Source organism: Secundilactobacillus pentosiphilus (genome assembly GCF_002217985.1).
Lineage (GTDB): Bacteria > Bacillota > Bacilli > Lactobacillales > Lactobacillaceae > Secundilactobacillus > Secundilactobacillus pentosiphilus.
This window is the reverse complement of record NZ_BCMI01000015.1, coordinates 28,383-45,617: the sequence shown is the minus strand read 5'-3', so window position 1 is coordinate 45,617 and position 17,235 is coordinate 28,383. Positions and strand designations below refer to the sequence as shown.

At 46.3% G+C, this 17,235-nt stretch carries 14 protein-coding genes and 1 tRNA gene; 9 read left to right on the top strand and 6 right to left on the bottom strand.

All coding sequences use genetic code 11. From position 1 onward, the window contains the following. Positions 1-305 precede the first annotated feature (305 nt). The 3 genes from CES81_RS08265 to CES81_RS08255 all read left to right on the top strand — a co-directional run bounded on the left by CES81_RS08265 (position 306) and on the right by CES81_RS08255 (position 1,792). A complete protein-coding gene (locus CES81_RS08265; protein WP_089121369.1) occupies positions 306-998 on the top strand; it encodes a DUF3862 domain-containing protein in 693 nt (230 codons plus the stop codon). Positions 999-1,085: 87 nt separating this feature from the next. Further along, positions 1,086-1,169: transfer RNA gene (locus CES81_RS08260), tRNA-Leu, on the top strand. Positions 1,170-1,363: 194 nt separating this feature from the next. After that, positions 1,364-1,792 carry a hypothetical protein gene (locus tag CES81_RS08255; RefSeq protein ID WP_089121368.1) on the top strand — a complete coding sequence of 143 codons (429 nt, stop codon included), beginning with the start codon at positions 1,364-1,366 and terminating at the stop codon, positions 1,790-1,792. An 87-nt stretch (positions 1,793-1,879) separates the two neighbouring features. Here the strand turns inward: CES81_RS08255 and CES81_RS08250 are convergent, their stop codons facing one another. Then, positions 1,880-2,185: a hypothetical protein gene (locus CES81_RS08250; RefSeq protein WP_089087427.1), complete on the bottom strand. Its 306-nt coding sequence runs from the start codon at positions 2,183-2,185 to the stop codon at positions 1,880-1,882. A gap of 145 nt (positions 2,186-2,330) precedes the next feature. On the opposite strand from CES81_RS08250, the gene CES81_RS08245 reads away from it, so the two are divergent. Then, positions 2,331-2,882, top strand: coding sequence for a biotin transporter BioY (locus CES81_RS08245; protein ID WP_089121367.1), 552 nt, complete (start codon positions 2,331-2,333; stop codon positions 2,880-2,882). 129 nt (positions 2,883-3,011) lie between these two features. After that, the gene (locus CES81_RS08240; protein WP_089121366.1) at positions 3,012-3,476 is read left to right on the top strand and encodes a MarR family winged helix-turn-helix transcriptional regulator; all 465 of its coding nucleotides are present in this window, start codon (positions 3,012-3,014) and stop codon (positions 3,474-3,476) included. 70 nt (positions 3,477-3,546) lie between these two features. Here the strand turns inward: CES81_RS08240 and CES81_RS08235 are convergent, their stop codons facing one another. Genes CES81_RS08235 through CES81_RS08225 form a run of 3 tightly spaced genes read right to left on the bottom strand, consistent with a single transcriptional unit; the run spans position 3,547 to position 5,166 of the window. Continuing rightward, the gene (locus CES81_RS08235; protein WP_089121365.1) at positions 3,547-4,254 is read right to left on the bottom strand and encodes a type II CAAX endopeptidase family protein; all 708 of its coding nucleotides are present in this window, start codon (positions 4,252-4,254) and stop codon (positions 3,547-3,549) included. Between the two features lie 39 nt (positions 4,255-4,293). Beyond that, positions 4,294-4,530 carry a hypothetical protein gene (locus tag CES81_RS08230; protein WP_089087423.1) on the bottom strand — a complete coding sequence of 79 codons (237 nt, stop codon included), beginning with the start codon at positions 4,528-4,530 and terminating at the stop codon, positions 4,294-4,296. Between the two features lie 39 nt (positions 4,531-4,569). Next, positions 4,570-5,166 (bottom strand): hypothetical protein, encoded by a 597-nt coding sequence (locus CES81_RS08225; protein ID WP_089087422.1) that lies wholly within the window; start codon positions 5,164-5,166, stop codon positions 4,570-4,572. A 189-nt stretch (positions 5,167-5,355) separates the two neighbouring features. Here CES81_RS08225 and mscL point away from each other — a divergent pair, with 189 nt between their 5' ends. From mscL to pgmB, 4 genes are all read left to right on the top strand, one after another. Further along, positions 5,356-5,724: a large-conductance mechanosensitive channel protein MscL gene (gene mscL, locus CES81_RS08220; protein WP_089121364.1), complete on the top strand. Its 369-nt coding sequence runs from the start codon at positions 5,356-5,358 to the stop codon at positions 5,722-5,724. Positions 5,725-5,898: 174 nt separating this feature from the next. Further along, the gene (locus CES81_RS08215; protein WP_089121363.1) at positions 5,899-8,196 is read left to right on the top strand and encodes a glycoside hydrolase family 65 protein; all 2,298 of its coding nucleotides are present in this window, start codon (positions 5,899-5,901) and stop codon (positions 8,194-8,196) included. A gap of 208 nt (positions 8,197-8,404) precedes the next feature. Continuing rightward, a complete protein-coding gene (locus tag CES81_RS08210; protein ID WP_089121362.1) occupies positions 8,405-11,122 on the top strand; it encodes a glycoside hydrolase family 65 protein in 2,718 nt (905 codons plus the stop codon). 22 nt (positions 11,123-11,144) lie between these two features. After that, entirely contained in the window at positions 11,145-11,816 is a 672-nt protein-coding gene (gene pgmB, locus CES81_RS08205; RefSeq protein WP_089121361.1) for a beta-phosphoglucomutase, read from the top strand. Positions 11,817-11,996: 180 nt separating this feature from the next. On the opposite strand, the gene CES81_RS08200 is transcribed toward pgmB, so the two are convergent. After that, positions 11,997-12,662: a TetR/AcrR family transcriptional regulator gene (locus CES81_RS08200; protein WP_089121360.1), complete on the bottom strand. Its 666-nt coding sequence runs from the start codon at positions 12,660-12,662 to the stop codon at positions 11,997-11,999. A 31-nt stretch (positions 12,663-12,693) separates the two neighbouring features. Then, on the bottom strand, positions 12,694-17,028 hold the full coding sequence (locus CES81_RS08195; protein WP_089121359.1) for a 2-hydroxyacyl-CoA dehydratase: 4,335 nt from the start codon (positions 17,026-17,028) through the stop codon (positions 12,694-12,696). Positions 17,029-17,235: the final 207 nt, after the last annotated feature.

Genomic DNA, 17,235 nt, shown 5'->3' with positions numbered 1-17,235 from the left:
ATACAACCCCGTCAAGCCTTCAGCAACCTGAACTTGGGGCAAATAAAGTATTAAAGTTGACAACATCAGCCATGTAATCGGATTCCTCTAGGCCATTTAAGAGGTTAAGAATTACTTAAGATATCGCTATTTTCAATTAACCGGCCCGTTTTTACCCCCGCTTCCAACTTGAACCGCCATTACAATAACACCAACCCCCTTAATCGTTAAGAAGTATGCTTGCATGGCTAGTTTTACTATGTGAAAATAAGGGTGAAAACAGGTCGTTAAAATACTGATACTGCTATCCCTTAAAGGAGTAAATCATGAAAAAGCTTTTAATCACAGCGGTCGCACTGTTAACAACTGCGTCCTTAGCTGGATGCGGCAACGGCACCCCAAAATCAACCCGTTCTGCTATCAGCAACAAACAATCAACCAAAGCTGCTAACCATAAACAAACCCAGCAGCCGCAAAACACCACGGCCATTAATCAAAAAATGACGGCTCAATTTAATCAGATAAAAACCGGTGCAGTCACTAACGGCAGCGGCGGCAGTTCGAAAGCACAGGTGCTTTCCGTCATGGGTAAGCCCGACAAAGAATCCAAAGCAACTAAGCAAGGTACCGCAAAGGGCTCTAAAGTCTATACTTGGAAGTTTTCACAACAAACCAGCAAGCGCACTTATAAGGCTATCAGTATCGACATCGTTAAGGATAAAGCCGTTTCCAAAAACGCTTTCCAGGTCGGGTCTTCCACTAAGATCCACGCTAGTCAATATCATCACATCAGCAAGGGTGCTCAACTGGCCAGCGTTAAAAAGCAGTTAGGTACACCTATTGAAGAAATGGTCATGGGAAACAAGGGCCCCTATAGTTCACAAATCCTCGTTTATTTGGATAAAGATAACCAGATTACTTACACGTTTAGTTTCATCGATCAAAAACTAATGGACAAATCCAGCTCGACTGAAAAGAACGAATCCTCAACCTCTCAAGATTTACCTAGTATCGACTAACACCATTTTGCAAGAAAATGTAAAAAGCACGTATAAAATTGCTTTACAAAACCACTCACAATAGTGTATGATTATTCCTGTTGTGATGCCCCGGTGGCGGAACTGGCAGACGCGCAGCGTTCAGGTCGCTGTTTGGGTAACCAAGTACAGGTTCGAATCCTGCTCGGGGCATAAGAGAAACATCACGTTACATACAAATACGCATCACGTCAAATAAGTGTTTGACGCGATGCGTATTTTTTACGTCACCGAAAACGGCTTTTTAAGCCACACAAAACCATTTTTATGATGGTATTATTTAATCAATATTTTGCCTTTCCCCCACGTTTTACTTGGCGTAAAATGTTGGCGTGGGAGGAAATAATATGAAAAAATCTGTCTTAGTTACAATCGCATTGTCTACTAGCTTGTTTGCAGGCCTTGGTGCTGCTTCCGTTCAAGCGGACGCTTCGGCTTGGCATAAAGGTACGCCAAGCTTCTTGGTTGGCCACAAATATCGAACCAGTATTAAACATGGTTATCACGGTATGCCAACCTATCAATACTTAACTTCAACTAAGAATTCAATTGATTATATTTATTCGCAAGCAGACGGGTATGGCGGCAGTCACACTGGTTATAAACGTAGTGGCCATGTTTATACAGTCCGCTACAGAGCAATCGATTGGTATGGTACCCACAAATACCACACCTACAAAATATCTCGTTTAAGCGCTACTCGGATAAAGGTTGGCAAGACCCATTTAGTCAAGTTCTCAAAATACCCAACTTGGCACGGGAAAACTGTTCGTTAACATTTTCTAGCACTCTTCGGGGTGCTTTTTTTTTACAAAACAAAAAGGACCCCGATTGACTAGAGTCCTCTACCATTGATTTTAAAATTATTCCCCATCATCCTTATGCGCCTGCTTCTTCGGCAATGAAATCACCGTCCCGTAGCCGTGAACGACCAAAAACTTTGGTGCCACACTCATCCGGACAACTTCGGTGTTGAACGAAACGTCTACAATGCCATCACCCTGCTTCTCCTTGGCTTGTTCAAACAGCTTTTGCTTCGCCTGATCAAACAGCCCATCAAACTTGGAAAATTCATCCGGTTTTTCCGAACTAAGCATGGTTGAAACGGTCACTGCAATAACGCCCTTAATAATATGAGCCTGATTAAAACCGCCAGTTGACATAAACATCCTAACGCCCCCTCAAAGGTTCATTATACCGAATGCAATTTGGTCGCGCATTAATTTATCGTCATTCTGGCAAATTGCGAGTTAAATACTTGACTATCTCCAGCTCATGGTATAATTTCTAACATAACCTAGTTGGAGGTCAATCATGAATTCAAATAAATCCTTGCTCAGCTGGATCTTAGCCAGCCAATTTGCCGCAATTTTAGTTGTTTGCTCCAAACTTACCATTCCGCTTGGTCCGATTCCATTAACTGGTCAAACCCTGGCGGTGGGCATCATTGCCTCACTGCTGACCGTTCGAACGGGTCAAAAAGCAATCTTTTTATACTTGTTGCTTGGTCTAATCGGGTTACCCGTCTTTGCTGGCAGTTCAACCAGCCTGGCAGCACTTTTAGGCCCCACCGCCGGCTATTTATGGGGGTTCTTTGTCTACGTTACCCTCACCGCCTGGTGGCTGCGCCAACGTGTCAAGACACCCATCACGCTGTTTTGTGCCAACTTGTTCGGTTCCGTCGTGCAGTTGGCCATGGGCAGTCTTTGGCTCACTATCAGTAATCAACTCAGTTTGACCAACGCCTTTTTAACCGGTTTTGTGCCCTTTGTGATTCCGGGACTCATCAAATTGGTCATGGTAGTGGCCGTTGTTCAACTGATTTCGCAGCGTGTGTCGTTGCCTTTAGGAAGCGGTACCCATTAATTGCACAAATCTCACAAGATTTATCCCAAGTTTATAGACAAATTAGGTACAACACGCTAAAATAACAGCAGTAAAGCAATTTAGTTGCACACGATTAATCCCTGTAAATACCGGAAAGAAGGTTCTTTCATGTCAAATACAACGCCACGCCGATTAGACGATCAGCTTTGTTTCGCCTTCTATAGCGCCAGCAAAAAGTTTAATCATTTTTATCAAGACGCGTTAAGACCGTTTCACCTCACCTACCCGCAATACATCACCTTACTTGCACTTTGGGAAACTTCACCGATGACTGTTCGGGAGCTCGGCAGCCACTTAAACCTGGATAGCGGCACCTTAACACCGCTGTTAAAACGGCTGGAAAAGCAGGGTTGGATCACCCGCAAACGCAGTGATCAAGATGAACGTCAGGTTAACGTCACTTTAACCGACCACGCCCTTGAAAAACGCGACGAAGTTTACGCCCGGGTCAATGACTGCATTGATTTAATGTCCTTCGATGGCGTCGATTACGACCAATTAATTGACCAAATTCACCAGGTTATGACTGAACTCGACGGTATCAGCCATAAAGATTTAATTCACGAATCATAACTCACAAATCACTTAAAAAGACTTTGACCCTGAAATAATCTAGGTCAAAGTCTTTTTTACCTTTACTAGCTTAATGAATCATGACTGCCATCCCAATCATGGCAATTAAATTATTGATCATATGCAACCCAATGGACGCGGCCAGATTTTGCGTCCGCCGGTACGTGTAGGCCAAAAAGAACCCTAAGGTCATGTAAATCAAATAACTGACAATGGTGGTACTGGCATGTGCCAGCGAAAATAAAATTGCACTGACAAAAATCGGCAGCCAGAAACGGTCTGGTTTAAAAAAAGCGTTCATTAAATAGCCGCGGAACAGTAATTCTTCGGCAATGGGTGACAGAAAAATGCCCGAAAACATCAGCAGATAAAACACCCACTGATCACTGGAAAGCAACGTGTTAATCGATTCATTATTAGCGGTCTGTGCTTGATGAAAGACGCTGCGGTTGATAAGATTTAAAACGAGCTCAATCACAATGGCCGCAACGTACACCGTCAAAATCAGCTGGACTTCGCTCAGCCTTGGCCAGTGCCAATAAGATTCATGAGTAACGTGTTTCATGCAGGAGATCAAAGCTAGAATAATGACCGCAAAACTGCCGAGATAAAGAATTGCCAAACCACCGCGCAGCAAAAGCTGGCTTGTAGCTGCGTCCCGGATCCAGACTAAGACCACCGACACGGCTTCGATAGCAACAAAGAACGTCGCAAATAATAACAGCCGCGTAAACATTGACGGTTTAGTCGGATCTCTGGAAAATTTTAGTTGCTGCATATCGCCACCCCTAATTGTATGTAAGATAAGTCAACAAAATTAATGCTGTTGGCTTTCTTGATGATTTTGTTTTGAAGCTGGTTTCTGTGGGTTGTTTGGTTGATGAATCAGTAATAAATACAAAACCGTGACCAAGATCATGGAAACAAGCCAAGCAGCGGTCCAAGTAACGATGGTCAGGATGCTGGTTGGCGCCCAATGACGTGTTAGGTACACGGTTGTGCCGATAATCACCGTTGGCACCAAAACAATTAAAAAATAAGCCAAACCCTTCAAGTGATAACCCCGTTTCTCAGAATTTCGTTGCCAATTATATTAATGATAGTCTTTTGACATGTAACGTTCCAGTACAGCGGTAACCCCGTACGTTTTAAAGCTGCCGACCTCAACGTAATTCAGCTCAGCATACGCGAACTTATACTGCCAGCGCGCTTTTAAATCGGTAGGATCCACGTTATTCAGCTGCAGTTTTTGACGTTTTAACAACGCCAAAAACCCAGTAAACGTTTCCTCCGTTTGCCCTGGATGCACCCCGAGGCTCACGACTTGGTCCGTTTTAAACGCCCACTTCAAAGTCGCCTTTAAAATAGAGTGCCGGCTGAAATCCAGTTCGCTCAGCAGCTTTTCAACGTGCCAAACATCAACGTAATGCCGTTCACGTGCTAACGCAATGATGGCCACCAAGGACTTTAAATAATCCGACTGAGCAACCACTTTGGAAACGGTATTGATCCGGATCACAATTGCGCCATCCGTTGCCCCGTTTGGGTTAATTCGCTTCAGCAACAAAAACTTATGATCCACCGCAATGACGTTCCCTGCTAAGAAGTGGTGCGTATCGCCATAACGGAAAATCTCCACTAAGCGGCCCTTTTTCTGAGCAGCTGACAACTGTTCTCGAATCGTTTCCATAAGCCTGAACCTCCTGTAAAACCTCGTCGGGGACAATCTTTACCAGTTTGCAAACAACGCTGTGATTTAAAGGTAGCAAGTTTAAATCAATAGTTCAAGCATCTTGTTGTCAAACTGCATATTTATTGCCAGCTCACCCTATTATTAGCTAAAATTGAACTAAACAATCATTCGATTTGAGGTGGAAATATGCTGAATGAATTCAAAACGTTCATTGCCCGTGGCAACGTCGTCGACTTGGCCGTGGGTGTCATCATCGGTGCGGCGTTCACATCGATTGTCAAGTCGCTAACCAAAAATCTGATCAACCCGCTGATTGGCCTGTTCATCGGTAAAATCGACCTCTCGGGCCTGGTATTCAGCGTTGGCGATGCTCATTTTCGCTACGGGCTATTCATTGATTCGATCATTAATTTCCTGATTATCGCGTTTGTGGTCTTTCTGATGGTCAAAGTGATTAACAAAATCATGCGCAACGCCGCTAAAAAGACTACAGCTCCTAGCGCTTCGGAAACTTATCTCAAAGAGATTCGCGACCTGCTCCAAGAAAAAGAATAGGGATTTAACGGTTTGAATTCAGCTGCTATGGTTGAATTCAAACTTTTTTGATTAACGTCAGGATTTTGATCTCGCAATGTAACACTAAAATAACAATTTTCCAATAGGTCTTAACAGTGACTTGGATTGCCTTATAATGAGCGTAAATTATCAATTAAACGGGGGACAAACTAAATGGACACAAACGATGCATTTCAGCTTCACTTACAAAAATTACCGCCTCAAGACAAGAAAACCTTTGAAACCATTTACACCTTAGGCAACGGCCACTTTGGTATCCGGGCTTCCAACCCGCTTCAAGGCAATAACAGCCATTTCAACGGTCAGCCGGGATTGTTCGTGAATGGCTTTTACGATTTAACGCAGCTCTCCTACGGCGAAAACTACTCCGGCTACGCTCAGAATTCGCAAACCATTTGCCAGCTGCCGGATCTGCGGTTCATTATTTTTGAATTGGATGGCATTCGCTCTGACGAAACCCCGTATAACGTCAAGCTAGTGGATAAAAACTTGGACATGCGCACGGGCGTTTTAATGGAGATTTTCGACATCAAGAGTCCCACTAACAAGTTATTTCGACTCACTTTACAATCCTTTGCTTCCCACGCGGATAAGCACTTATTCGTGATTAAATACAGCGTGTCGGCACTCAACTTCACGGGAGCTTTGACCGTCATTAAACAGCACCCGTACATCAACCAGCAGATTCAATCACGGACGGATGACATGCGTGCTTCCCGGCCGGAAACCGCCCTGGACCGTACCTTTATCAAAAGCAAGCTGCCAATCATGCTGATCAGTACCCGGAAGAGTCAGCTGGCTTTGATCGTCGCTCAGCAAGCCTTAAAGGACAACCCGATGCAGGTCGGCATGATCGATGACTTGCCTTGTCACAATAAGACCTTCGATTTAACTCAGGGGATGTCACAGAGTTTTAGTTTCGTGTACGCCATCAGCTACCCGCACCCGCTTTTAAAGACCACTTTATCGCAGTCGTCCTTTGCGGCTTCAGCAGAAAAGCGCCTTGCTAATAAGTCTTTCAAACAGCTACTGGATGAATCGGCGGCCAAGATCGGGGAATTTTGGGATAACAGTGACGTTGAGCTGACTGGTGACACCGCTTTGGCTAAAGATATCCGTTTTAACCTGTTCCACTTATACCAGGCGGCCGGAAACGACGGCCTCACCAGCATTCCAGCAAAGGGGCTGACCGGCTCTGGTTATGAAGGCCACTACTTTTGGGACGCCGAAATGTTTATGCTGCCCTTCTTCATTTATACGGAACCCGCGATTGCCAGGCAGCTACTCCTTTACCGCTACCATACCTTACCGCAAGCCCAGCGCCGAGCTCGGGAAATGGGTGTTAAAAACGGTGTCATGTTCCCGTGGCGCACAATCAACGGTGAAGAATCCAGCAGTTACTATCCGGCGGGTACCGCCCAAGTACACATTAACGCTGACATTGCCTACGCCATCGACACCTACGTACGGGTCACGGGCGACGAGGATTTTCTGTATGACTACGGCTACGAGATCATCGTCAAAACCGCCCGTTTCTGGCTGTCGTACGGCCACTGGGGCAAAGACATTGCCCACAAAAGCAAGTTTGTTATCGATGATGTCACCGGCCCCGACGAATACACCGCCATGGTCAGCAACAACTACTTTACCAACCGAATGGCGCAGAATAATTTGAGCATTGCCGTCAAATACTCTAACCAGTTGAAGCATAGCCACGCCGAAAAACTTGTGACACTCAACGTTACGGACGAAGAAATTGCCCAGTTCAACCAAGCCGCAGATGAGATGTATCTGCCCTATGACGACCAGAAGAAAATCAAAATGCAAGATGATTTATCCACCAGCAAACCGGTTTGGCCAATCAAAGAAACCCCGCGCAATCAGTTTCCGTTACTGCTGCACTTCCACCCCATGACCATTTATCACTATCAGGTCAATAAACAAGCTGATACCGTCATGACCGACTTCCTGTTCCCTAAGGATCAGGATGCTGCTCAGTTAAAGCGCGATTTTGACTACTACGAAGCTATCACAGTGCACGATTCATCACTGTCACGTGCCATCTTTGGTATTTTGGCTCACCGCCTGCATCACGCTGACGACGCCTACGGTTACTTCATGCAGACGGTCATGATGGATCTCAGCAATTCGCAAGGTAATACAAGTGATGGGATTCACGCGGCAAATATGGGCAGTTCCTGGCTCAGTTTAATCTATGGTTTTGCTGGAATGGGCCTGGAAAAAGATAGTTTCAACCTATCACCAGAATTGCCAGAAGCCTGGAGCAGCCTACGCTTTCGCATTTGGTTCCACGGCCGGCAGATTGAAATCACCATTACCCAGACGGCCGTAACGGTCAAATTATTGTCGGGTAATCCCATCAAATTTTACTTAAAACACAAAGCCTTTAAGCTGACGAAAGAGCAGCTTGTGAATCATTTCTTAAAGTAACCTTAATCACGTCTATCTTGGCCCCACTTACTCTCTAGTCCTCTTTGCATTAATTTACCATTGGTCAACGATTATCGAAATGGTTACAAAACCTTTAAGAATAAGGCATTCTCGATTTCGCCGAGCCGTGTTATTTGCGATATTTGTAGCAAAACTTTATCATTGAACTATGAGGCATAAGTATTACTCATAGAAAAGAGGACTGATTATGAGAACAATTGCACTACGAGTCAAACGGGACTCGATGGAGCTCCTGTATTCAAAGAATGATAATCAAGAACCTTTCCGAAAGTTCATTATCACCTACGATACCGGGCAAACAATTGGCGATAACCTGGAAAAGATTAAGGTCGCATTAGCAGGGTTAAAAATCGATGCTGCGATCCTTTTGAACTCTTTGGAATATGAATTTTCCGATACGATCGTTGGGGTTAATCACAACCGGATCGATATCGGCTTGGCCATCACTAACATGCTGAACATTCCGGTCGTTTCACAAAGCGACGTGGAAAAGAACGGCTTAAACAAGGCTGTTAAACGCAAAGAAACTTACAACGAATGGCACTTGGACTACTTTGGCGAGTACGAAAAGAAGCGCAACTATGGTCAAGAAGCCATGCTGACAATTGGTAACGGCTACTTCGGGCTGCGTGGTGCCTACGTGGAATCACGTGCAGACAGCGATAACTATCCGGGGACGTACGTTTCTGGCGTCTACAACCAGCTCACCACTAAGATCGGTGATCATGACGTGACTAACGAAGATTTAGTCAACATGCCTAACGCGCAGTTCATCACGTTCGGGGTGGATGGCCAGCCGCCATTTACGATCAATAAAAAAGATATTCAAGATATCTACCGCAGTTTGGACCTCAAGCACGGCGTCTTAAGGACTGCCATGCATGTTCAGCTCTCCACTGGTCATGACTTATCGATCGTGACGACCAAGGTGGCTAACATGAAAAACTGGCATGACTATGCCATTCACTACGCCATTACGCCACTGAACTTCAGTGGCACACTGCAGATCTATTCCGAAATCGATGGGACGGTAATTAACGGTAACGTTGAACGGTACCAAGATTTCGACCAGCACCACCTACAGATCACTGGCATGAGTTCCCACGAAAACGAGATGTACATGACTGGTGAAACGAAAACCTCCCACATACAATTTGTTGTTGGGAGTAATTTGCGTGTCCGCGACCAGAAGAAACAGCCGCAAATTGAAGTTAATAACCAGGCTAACCGTCTGCAGCAAGTCCTATCCACGGACGTCAGCGTCGGCAAGACTTACGGTTTTGAAAAAAACGTCACCATTTACACGGACCGGGAAACGCCCGCAGACGAATTGATTCAAACGGCCAATGACGACATCAAGCACGCTTCGTATGATCAAACGGCCAAGCAAAGCGAAACTTACTGGAACAAAGCTTGGAACAACTTTGACATCAAAATTGACACGGATATTACCAGTCAAAAACTGACCCGTGTTAACCTCTTCCACAGCATGGTAGCTGCTGCTGCCATCGGTTCCGGCAAGCTGGACGCTTCCGTGGGTGCCCGTGGCCTGCATGGTGAAGCTTACCGTGGTCACGTCTTCTGGGACGAAATGTTTATCCTGCCATTTTACACGCTGCACTATCCGGAACTGACCAAGCAGTTATTGATGTACCGCTACCGTCGGCTGGATGCTGCTCGGGCATACGCTAAAAAGGAAAACTACGAGGGTGCCATGTATCCATGGCAATCAGGGCAAACTGGTGATGAACAGTCACAGTTCCTGCACTTAAACCCAATTACTCACCAATGGGACCCCGACAACAGCCGCTTGCAACGTCACGTTTCGTTGGCCATCGCCTACAACGTGATCAACTACACGCAAGTTTCAGGCGACCACGATTTCATGGCAAAATACGGGCTGGAAATGCTGCTATCAATCGCGAAGTTCTGGATCAGCGCCACGACTTATGATGAAAAAGAAAAGCGTTACAGTATCGCTCACGTCATGGGTCCAGATGAATTCCACGAAAATTATCCCAACGCTGATGAGCCCGGTTTGACCAACAACACCTACACCAACATTATGGTGGCTTGGCTATTCAACTACCTGGTTGAGATCCGTTCTAAGATCACGAAGAGTACGTTTAAAGCCGTCCAGAAAAAGAGTGCCTTTGACGATTCACTGTTTGAAAAGATGACTGATATTTCTCACAAGCTCAAGCTGGATATTAACAAGAACGGCATCATGGCACAGTTCGAAGGTTACTTCGACCTGCCGACCCTTGATTTCGATGCTTACCGTCGTAAGTACGGTGATATTTCCCGGATGGACCGGATCCTCAAGGCCGAAGATAAGACGCCGGATGCCTACCAAGTTGCTAAACAAGCTGATACCTTGATGGCCTACTACGTTTTGAACATTAAAGAAGTCGACCAGATCCTCAACCAATTAGGCTACCATATGCCAACGGAATACCTCACCAAGAACATTCAGTACTACTTGAACCGGACGACTCACGGGTCAACCCTTTCACGAATCGTTTACTCCGTTCTGACCGAAATGGACGACAACATGGATCAATCATGGTCACTGTTCAGCCAAGCACTGTTCTCTGATTACTACGATATTCAAGGCGGGACGACTGCTGAAGGGATTCACCTCGGTGTCATGGGTGCAACGCTCATGATCGAAACACGGAACTATGGCGGTGTTGATAGCCTAGGCCGTGAGATCAATCTGCATCCTAACCTGCCGTCGAAATGGACTTCAATTTCATTTAAACAGTTCATTCGTGGTCACTGGTACGACTTTACGATTACGCAATCTCAGATTCACGTCACTGCTGACGCGGATTCCACCGTTCAATTTAAGGGTAAGCCGGTTGAACTGAAAGCTAACCAGGAAAAAGTCATCGAATACTAATAAAAACGAAGGAGTGGATCACATGGCAACTTTCAAACAGATTAAGGGTTTCGTTTTTGATTTAGATGGTGTCATTACTGACACATCGCTCTACCACACCAAAGCATGGCGTCAGCTGGCCGAAAAGCTGGGTGTCACGTGGAATAAGGACCTGGAGGAAGGCCTGAAGGGTATTTCACGGATGGACTCTCTTGAGTTGATTTTAAAGACTGGCGGCAAGGAAAACGACTATTCACACGACGAAAAAGTGGCTTTGGCTACCGAAAAGAATACGAACTACGTCAATGAGATCAAACAGATGACGCCAGCCAATATCTTACCTGGTATCAAAGACTTCTTAGACGACCTGCGTGATAAGGGTTACTTAATTTCGCTGGCTTCCGCTTCAAAGAACGCACCAACGGTCTTAAAGCAGCTGCAGCTAACGGATTACTTCCCGAAAGTCGTTGATCCAGCCAGCCTAAAAAAGGGTAAGCCGGATCCAGAAATCTACACGAAGGGTGCTGAATTATTAAACCTCGCACCGGAACAATGCATCGGGGTCGAAGACGCTGAAGCCGGGATTCAAGCCATCAACGCGGCTAACGAAACTTCAGTGGGCATTGGCAGTGCTAAGACGTTGTCGGCTGCGGACGTTCGCTTTGACGATACTTCGCAAATGACGTTGGCTAACATCGAAAAAGCCATGGCTTAGCTGCTAAATTATTAAAAAAGTAGGGGCTGTGACTTAAGTCTATATCGATAAAAATTTCATTTGTTTTCTTGACTTAAAGACAATTTAAAGTTTACTTTTGCTCAATACTTTAATCTAGTCTAAAAAACGTATTCCGACAAAGTTCGACGGAATACGCTTTTTTGCGTTAAATTCTGGAATCTACCGAGTTGTGTCACACTCTCTAGGTTTTAACCCATCCAACAAGAATTCGCACACTTCATCGGTAGTCTTATCGACGTCTAACGGGGTATCACTCATGATGATATTGGGGATCAAATACCCCACGATCACCCCGCTAGCCAACCGGACAATCCGCATGGAGTCCCAATCCACCAGCTCCCCGCGTTCCTTATACTCTCGGAACAAGGAATCAACCCCGCTTTGAAGCAGCTTACTCAGCCGCTTGGTCAAACTGGTCATTATCGATGGATCCTTGACCATTTCCTGAATAAAAATCTTCATTTCCTGCCGGTTATCCATCGCGTAAACCATGCGGTCTTTAACGGCATACCTTAAAAACGACTCGAAGTTCTCAAAGGGGTTCTGGTGCAACGTCACTAAAAATTCACCCGCCACTTTGGGAAAAATATCGTGCAGGAACGGCTTCAAAATCGCTTGACGCAAGCCATCCTTCGTTTTGAAATGTTTAAAAACGGTCCCTTCAGACACCCCAGCTAAATGAGCAATATCAAGCGTACTGGTATTCTCATAACCCTTCTGAGCAAATAACGTTAAACTCGCTTGTAAAACCTTACGCTGCTTTGCCGATAAACTGGTCGCTTTAATATTATTGGCAAACAACGTTTCCACATCAGTATGTTTCATTGCATTTCCCCATTTTTAATCTGTTTTTTGCTTACCGACCACTAACGGTACTGCTGATTTTTGACGGCTGTGTTTGTGCAACATGCTGATTTTCCCTTACTTTAGTTGTTTCGGCGGCTAACTTCTTATTGGCCGTGGCAAGCATCAACCGAATCCGGTTCAACTGGTTGACCACGGAAGTACCTGGATCATAATCAATTGGCGCAATGTTGGCACCCTTGAATTGACGCCGGAGTTCCTTGATCATCCCCTTGCCCACAATGTGGTTTGGCAGGCAGCCGAATGGTTGCATACAGATGATGTTCGGCACACCGCTCTTCAGCAGTTCAATCATTTCACCAGTCAAGAACCAGCCTTCACCGGTTTGATTTCCTAGCGACAAGATCTTGCTGGCATCTTCAGCAACTTCTTTGATGGCTTCACTTGGTTCAAACCGATTCGAAGCTTCAAAGGCCTTTTGCATCGGCTGTTCACACCATTTGATCACTTGCATGGCAAATTCGGCAAACCACTTTGCCTTGGCAGACGCACCCAGGTGCTGGTACTTGTAGATCTGGTTATAAAGCGAATAGTTCATAAAGCCAACGATATCCGGAACAACTGCTTCAGCGCCCTCTTTTTCCAGCAAACGCACAATGTTGTTGTTAGCAATTGGTGAATATTTCACCAAGATCTCACCCACTAACCCAACTTTTGGCTTACGCACTTCATTGAGCTTAACGGTGTCAAAGTCCTGAACGATTTCATTAACGTTTCGTTTAAATTCTTTGAAGCTGCCCTTTTCGATGGAAGGCCGAACCAGTTTGAGCCAGTCTTCGTGCATCTGATCGATCTGACCAGGCGTCGTTTCGTATGGCCGGGTGCGGTAAACCACCTTTTCAAACAAATCACCATACAGAAAGGCAATGGCAACCCGTCGAAGCAGCGGCAAGGTCATCTTAAACCCAGGTGTCTCTTCCACACCCTGGTTCCCCAGTGACAGTGACACAACGGGTACCTGGCCAAAACCAGCGTCTTTCAGCGCTTTACGAATTAGCGGAATGTAGTTCGTTGCCCGGCAGCCGCCACCGGTCTGAGTCATCATGACGGCCGTGTGGTCCACGTCGTACTTACCGCTCTGGAACGCTTCCACCATTTGACCAATGGAGATGATTGCCGGGTAGCAGGCATCGTTGTTAACGAACTTTTGGCCGACATCCACTGATTTGCGGTCGTTCATTGGCAAGTTGACCACGTTGTACCCTGAAGCCTTTAACGCCACATCAACCAGTCCGTGCTGGTGAATCGGTGACATCATTGGCAGAAGCAGCGTGTAACCTTTTTGGTGCATTTCAGGCGTAAAGTCCACCGGTTTAGGACTGTCATGCAGCTTCATTGGCAAGATCTTCCGGTTTTGCCGTTCCTTCACGGCGGCCTTCAGGGACCGTAACCTGATTCTAACGGCTCCCATATTGGTACCTTCATCGATCTTCAATGAGGTGTAAAGCCGGTTGTACTGATTCATGATTTCCTCAACCTGATCCGTATCAATAGCGTCGATCCCGCAACCAAAGGAATTAAGCTGCACAAATTCCAACTGAGGGGTCTTGGCAGCCACTCTGGCGGCCGCGTACAGCCGTGAGTGGTAAACCCATTGATTGACCACCCGTAAGCCCTTAACGTCGCCTAAATGGGCGATGGAGTCTTCAGTCAGCACGTGGAAACCTTCGGCAGTCATGATTTGGGAGATCCCGTGGTTAACCTGCGGGTCCAAATGGTATGGCCGACCTGCCAGCACGATACCGTGCTCCCCGGTGGTCATCAGCATCCGCATGGTATCTTCACCGCGGTCACGGATCTTCTGCTTGAAGTCTGCCAGAGCCTGATAACCCGCTTCGAGGGCCGTTTTAATTTCGGAACGGCTAATATCAAATTTACTCAGGGCATCAACCAGGTTATCGGTGGTGCCTTTTTTATCGGCTAAATTCAAGTATGGCGAAATCAGATCGACTTTGCCGGAAGTAATTTCATCCACGTTATTGCGGATAACGTTGGGGTAAGACTGTACGATCGGGCAGTTGAAGTGATTGTCCGCCGCTTTATTTTCGGCGACTTCGTAGACCACTGCTGGGTAGAAAATGGTCTTGTAGCCTCCGTCGATCAAGGCCTGAATGTGGCCATGAACTTGCTTAGCCGGGTAGCAGACCGTATCGGAAGGAATCGTTTCCATTCCCTTCTCATACTGTTTAGCATTCCCCTTAGGTGACAGCTGTGCACGAATACCCAAATGACGGAAGAACGTCTGCCATAACGGGTAATTTTCGTACATGTTCAGCACCCGCGGAATCCCAATGGTGCCCCTGTAAGCTAACTTTTTACGCAGCGGCCGGTAACTAAAGAGCAGCTTGTACTTTTCAGCAACTAAGTTGATCTTGCCGTTATCCTTTGGTACCCGCTGCTTCATCCCGCGGGCTTCACCACGTTCACAGCGGTTACCAGTAACGAACCGGCGGCCGTCATTAAAGACGGTGATGGTCAACGCACAGTTGTTTTCGCAAGCGCCGCAGTGCATGTATTCTTTGTTAAAGCTTAAGTGATCCATTTGATCAACGGAAAGCAGCGTGGTCTGATCACCAGTCTTGTAACCTTCCTTGGCAATCAGGGCTGCGCCGTACGCACCCATCAACCCGGCAATGTTGGGCCGAACCACGTGAGTCCCCGCGATTTTTTCAAAGGCCCGCAGCACCGCTTCGTTATAAAAGGTCCCGCCTTGGCAGACAATGTGGTGGCCCATATCGTCTACCTGACGCATTTTAATCACTTTAAACAGGGCGTTCTTAATGATCGAAACGGAGAGTCCAGCGGCAATGTCGCCGATCGTGGCACCTTCCTTTTGGACCTGCTTAACCTTCGAGTTCATAAAGACCGTGCAGCGCGAGCCCAAATCTGAAGGGTGCTTTGCCAGCAGCGCTGCTTGGGCAAAGTCTTCAATTTTGTAGTTTAACGAAGTGGCAAAGGTTTCCAAAAAGGACCCGCAGCCGGATGAACAAGCTTCGTTAAGCTTAATGGTCGATAAGGCATCATTTTTAATGGTCATGGCTTTCATGTCCTGACCGCCGATATCCAAAATGAAATCAACTTCGGGATCGAAATAGTGAGCAGCCTTGTAGTGGGCAACGGTTTCCACTTCACCAATGTCGACCATCAAGGCGTTTTTGATCAGGTGTTCGCCATAGCCGGTAACGGCTGCTTTCCCGATCGTCACGCCTGCCGGAATTTTACTGTACATATCCCGGAGGATCATCTTGGTTTTCTCCAGCGGATCACCATCGTTATTATCATAGTAAGTGTAAAGAATCTTATTATCGTCGCTCATCAGTGCCACTTTAGTGGTAGTTGACCCCGCGTCGATGCCTAAGAAAGCAACGCCTTGATAAGTTGCTAAGTCGCGGGTCTCAACCTTGGCCTGAGCGTGACGCTTACGGAACTCCTGCAATTCATCGTCGTCTTTAAATAACGGCTTCAAAGAAGAGCTGGGATGCATCCCAGAATCGTCACCGTTAAGCAACTGATCTAACAATTTTCCCAGTGTCGTTTCCGGTTGATCAGAGGCGTACAGTGCAGCCCCCTTAGCCACAAACAGCTGCGGATCTTCTGGGAAAACAACTTGTTCCGGCTTCAGCTGTAAGGTTTCAATAAACCGGTAACGTAATTGATCCATGAAGTATAAGGGGCCGCCTAAGAAAGCCACGTTACCGCGAATCTTGTGGCCGGCAGCCAACCCGGAAATCGTCTGATTGACCACGGCTTGGAAAATGGAAGCCGCAATATCGGCCTTTTTAGCCCCATCATTGATCAACGGCTGAACGTCGGTCTTAGCAAACACCCCGCAACGACTAGCAATGGGATAAATCGTCTCGGCATCCTTAGCCATGACGTTTAAACCGTTGGCATCCGTTTTGAGCAGGGTCGCCATTTGATCGATAAACGCCCCGGTACCACCGGCACAGCTACCGTTCATACGTTGTTCCAAAGAGTCGCCAAAGAAAGTGATCTTAGCGTCCTCGCCACCCAGTTCAATGGCAACGTCAGTCTTCGGGATCAGCGTTTCAACCGTCTTCGTGCAGGCAATCACCTCTTGAATAAACTTCAATTGAAGTAAATTAGCCAGCCCAATACCGCCTGATCCAGTAATCGTGCAAGCAATTTTAACATCCGCACCCAGCTGCGAAATTGCTTCTCGCAAAATTTTCTCACTGGCTGCTTTAACGTCTGAATAGTGCCGCTCATACCGCGCAAACACGGTTTGGTTGTTTTGATCCATGACCACGAGCTTGACCGTGGTCGAACCCACATCGATACCGCCGAAATACTTTGTCTGTGCCATTTCTCTCACCTCTCCTGATCTCTTAAAACCCGTTACGAAGGCCGAAGCCGATTTGCTTATTTATCAACCGATTAAATACCTCCACTTAAAAAGTAAAGTGACTACTCACTTAGAGTAACCCATGAATGATAACGGTTTCAATAGCATATGCAATTATTAACTTTATAGGTAACCAAGGTGGCATTGTTTGGCGGAATATTACCGGAA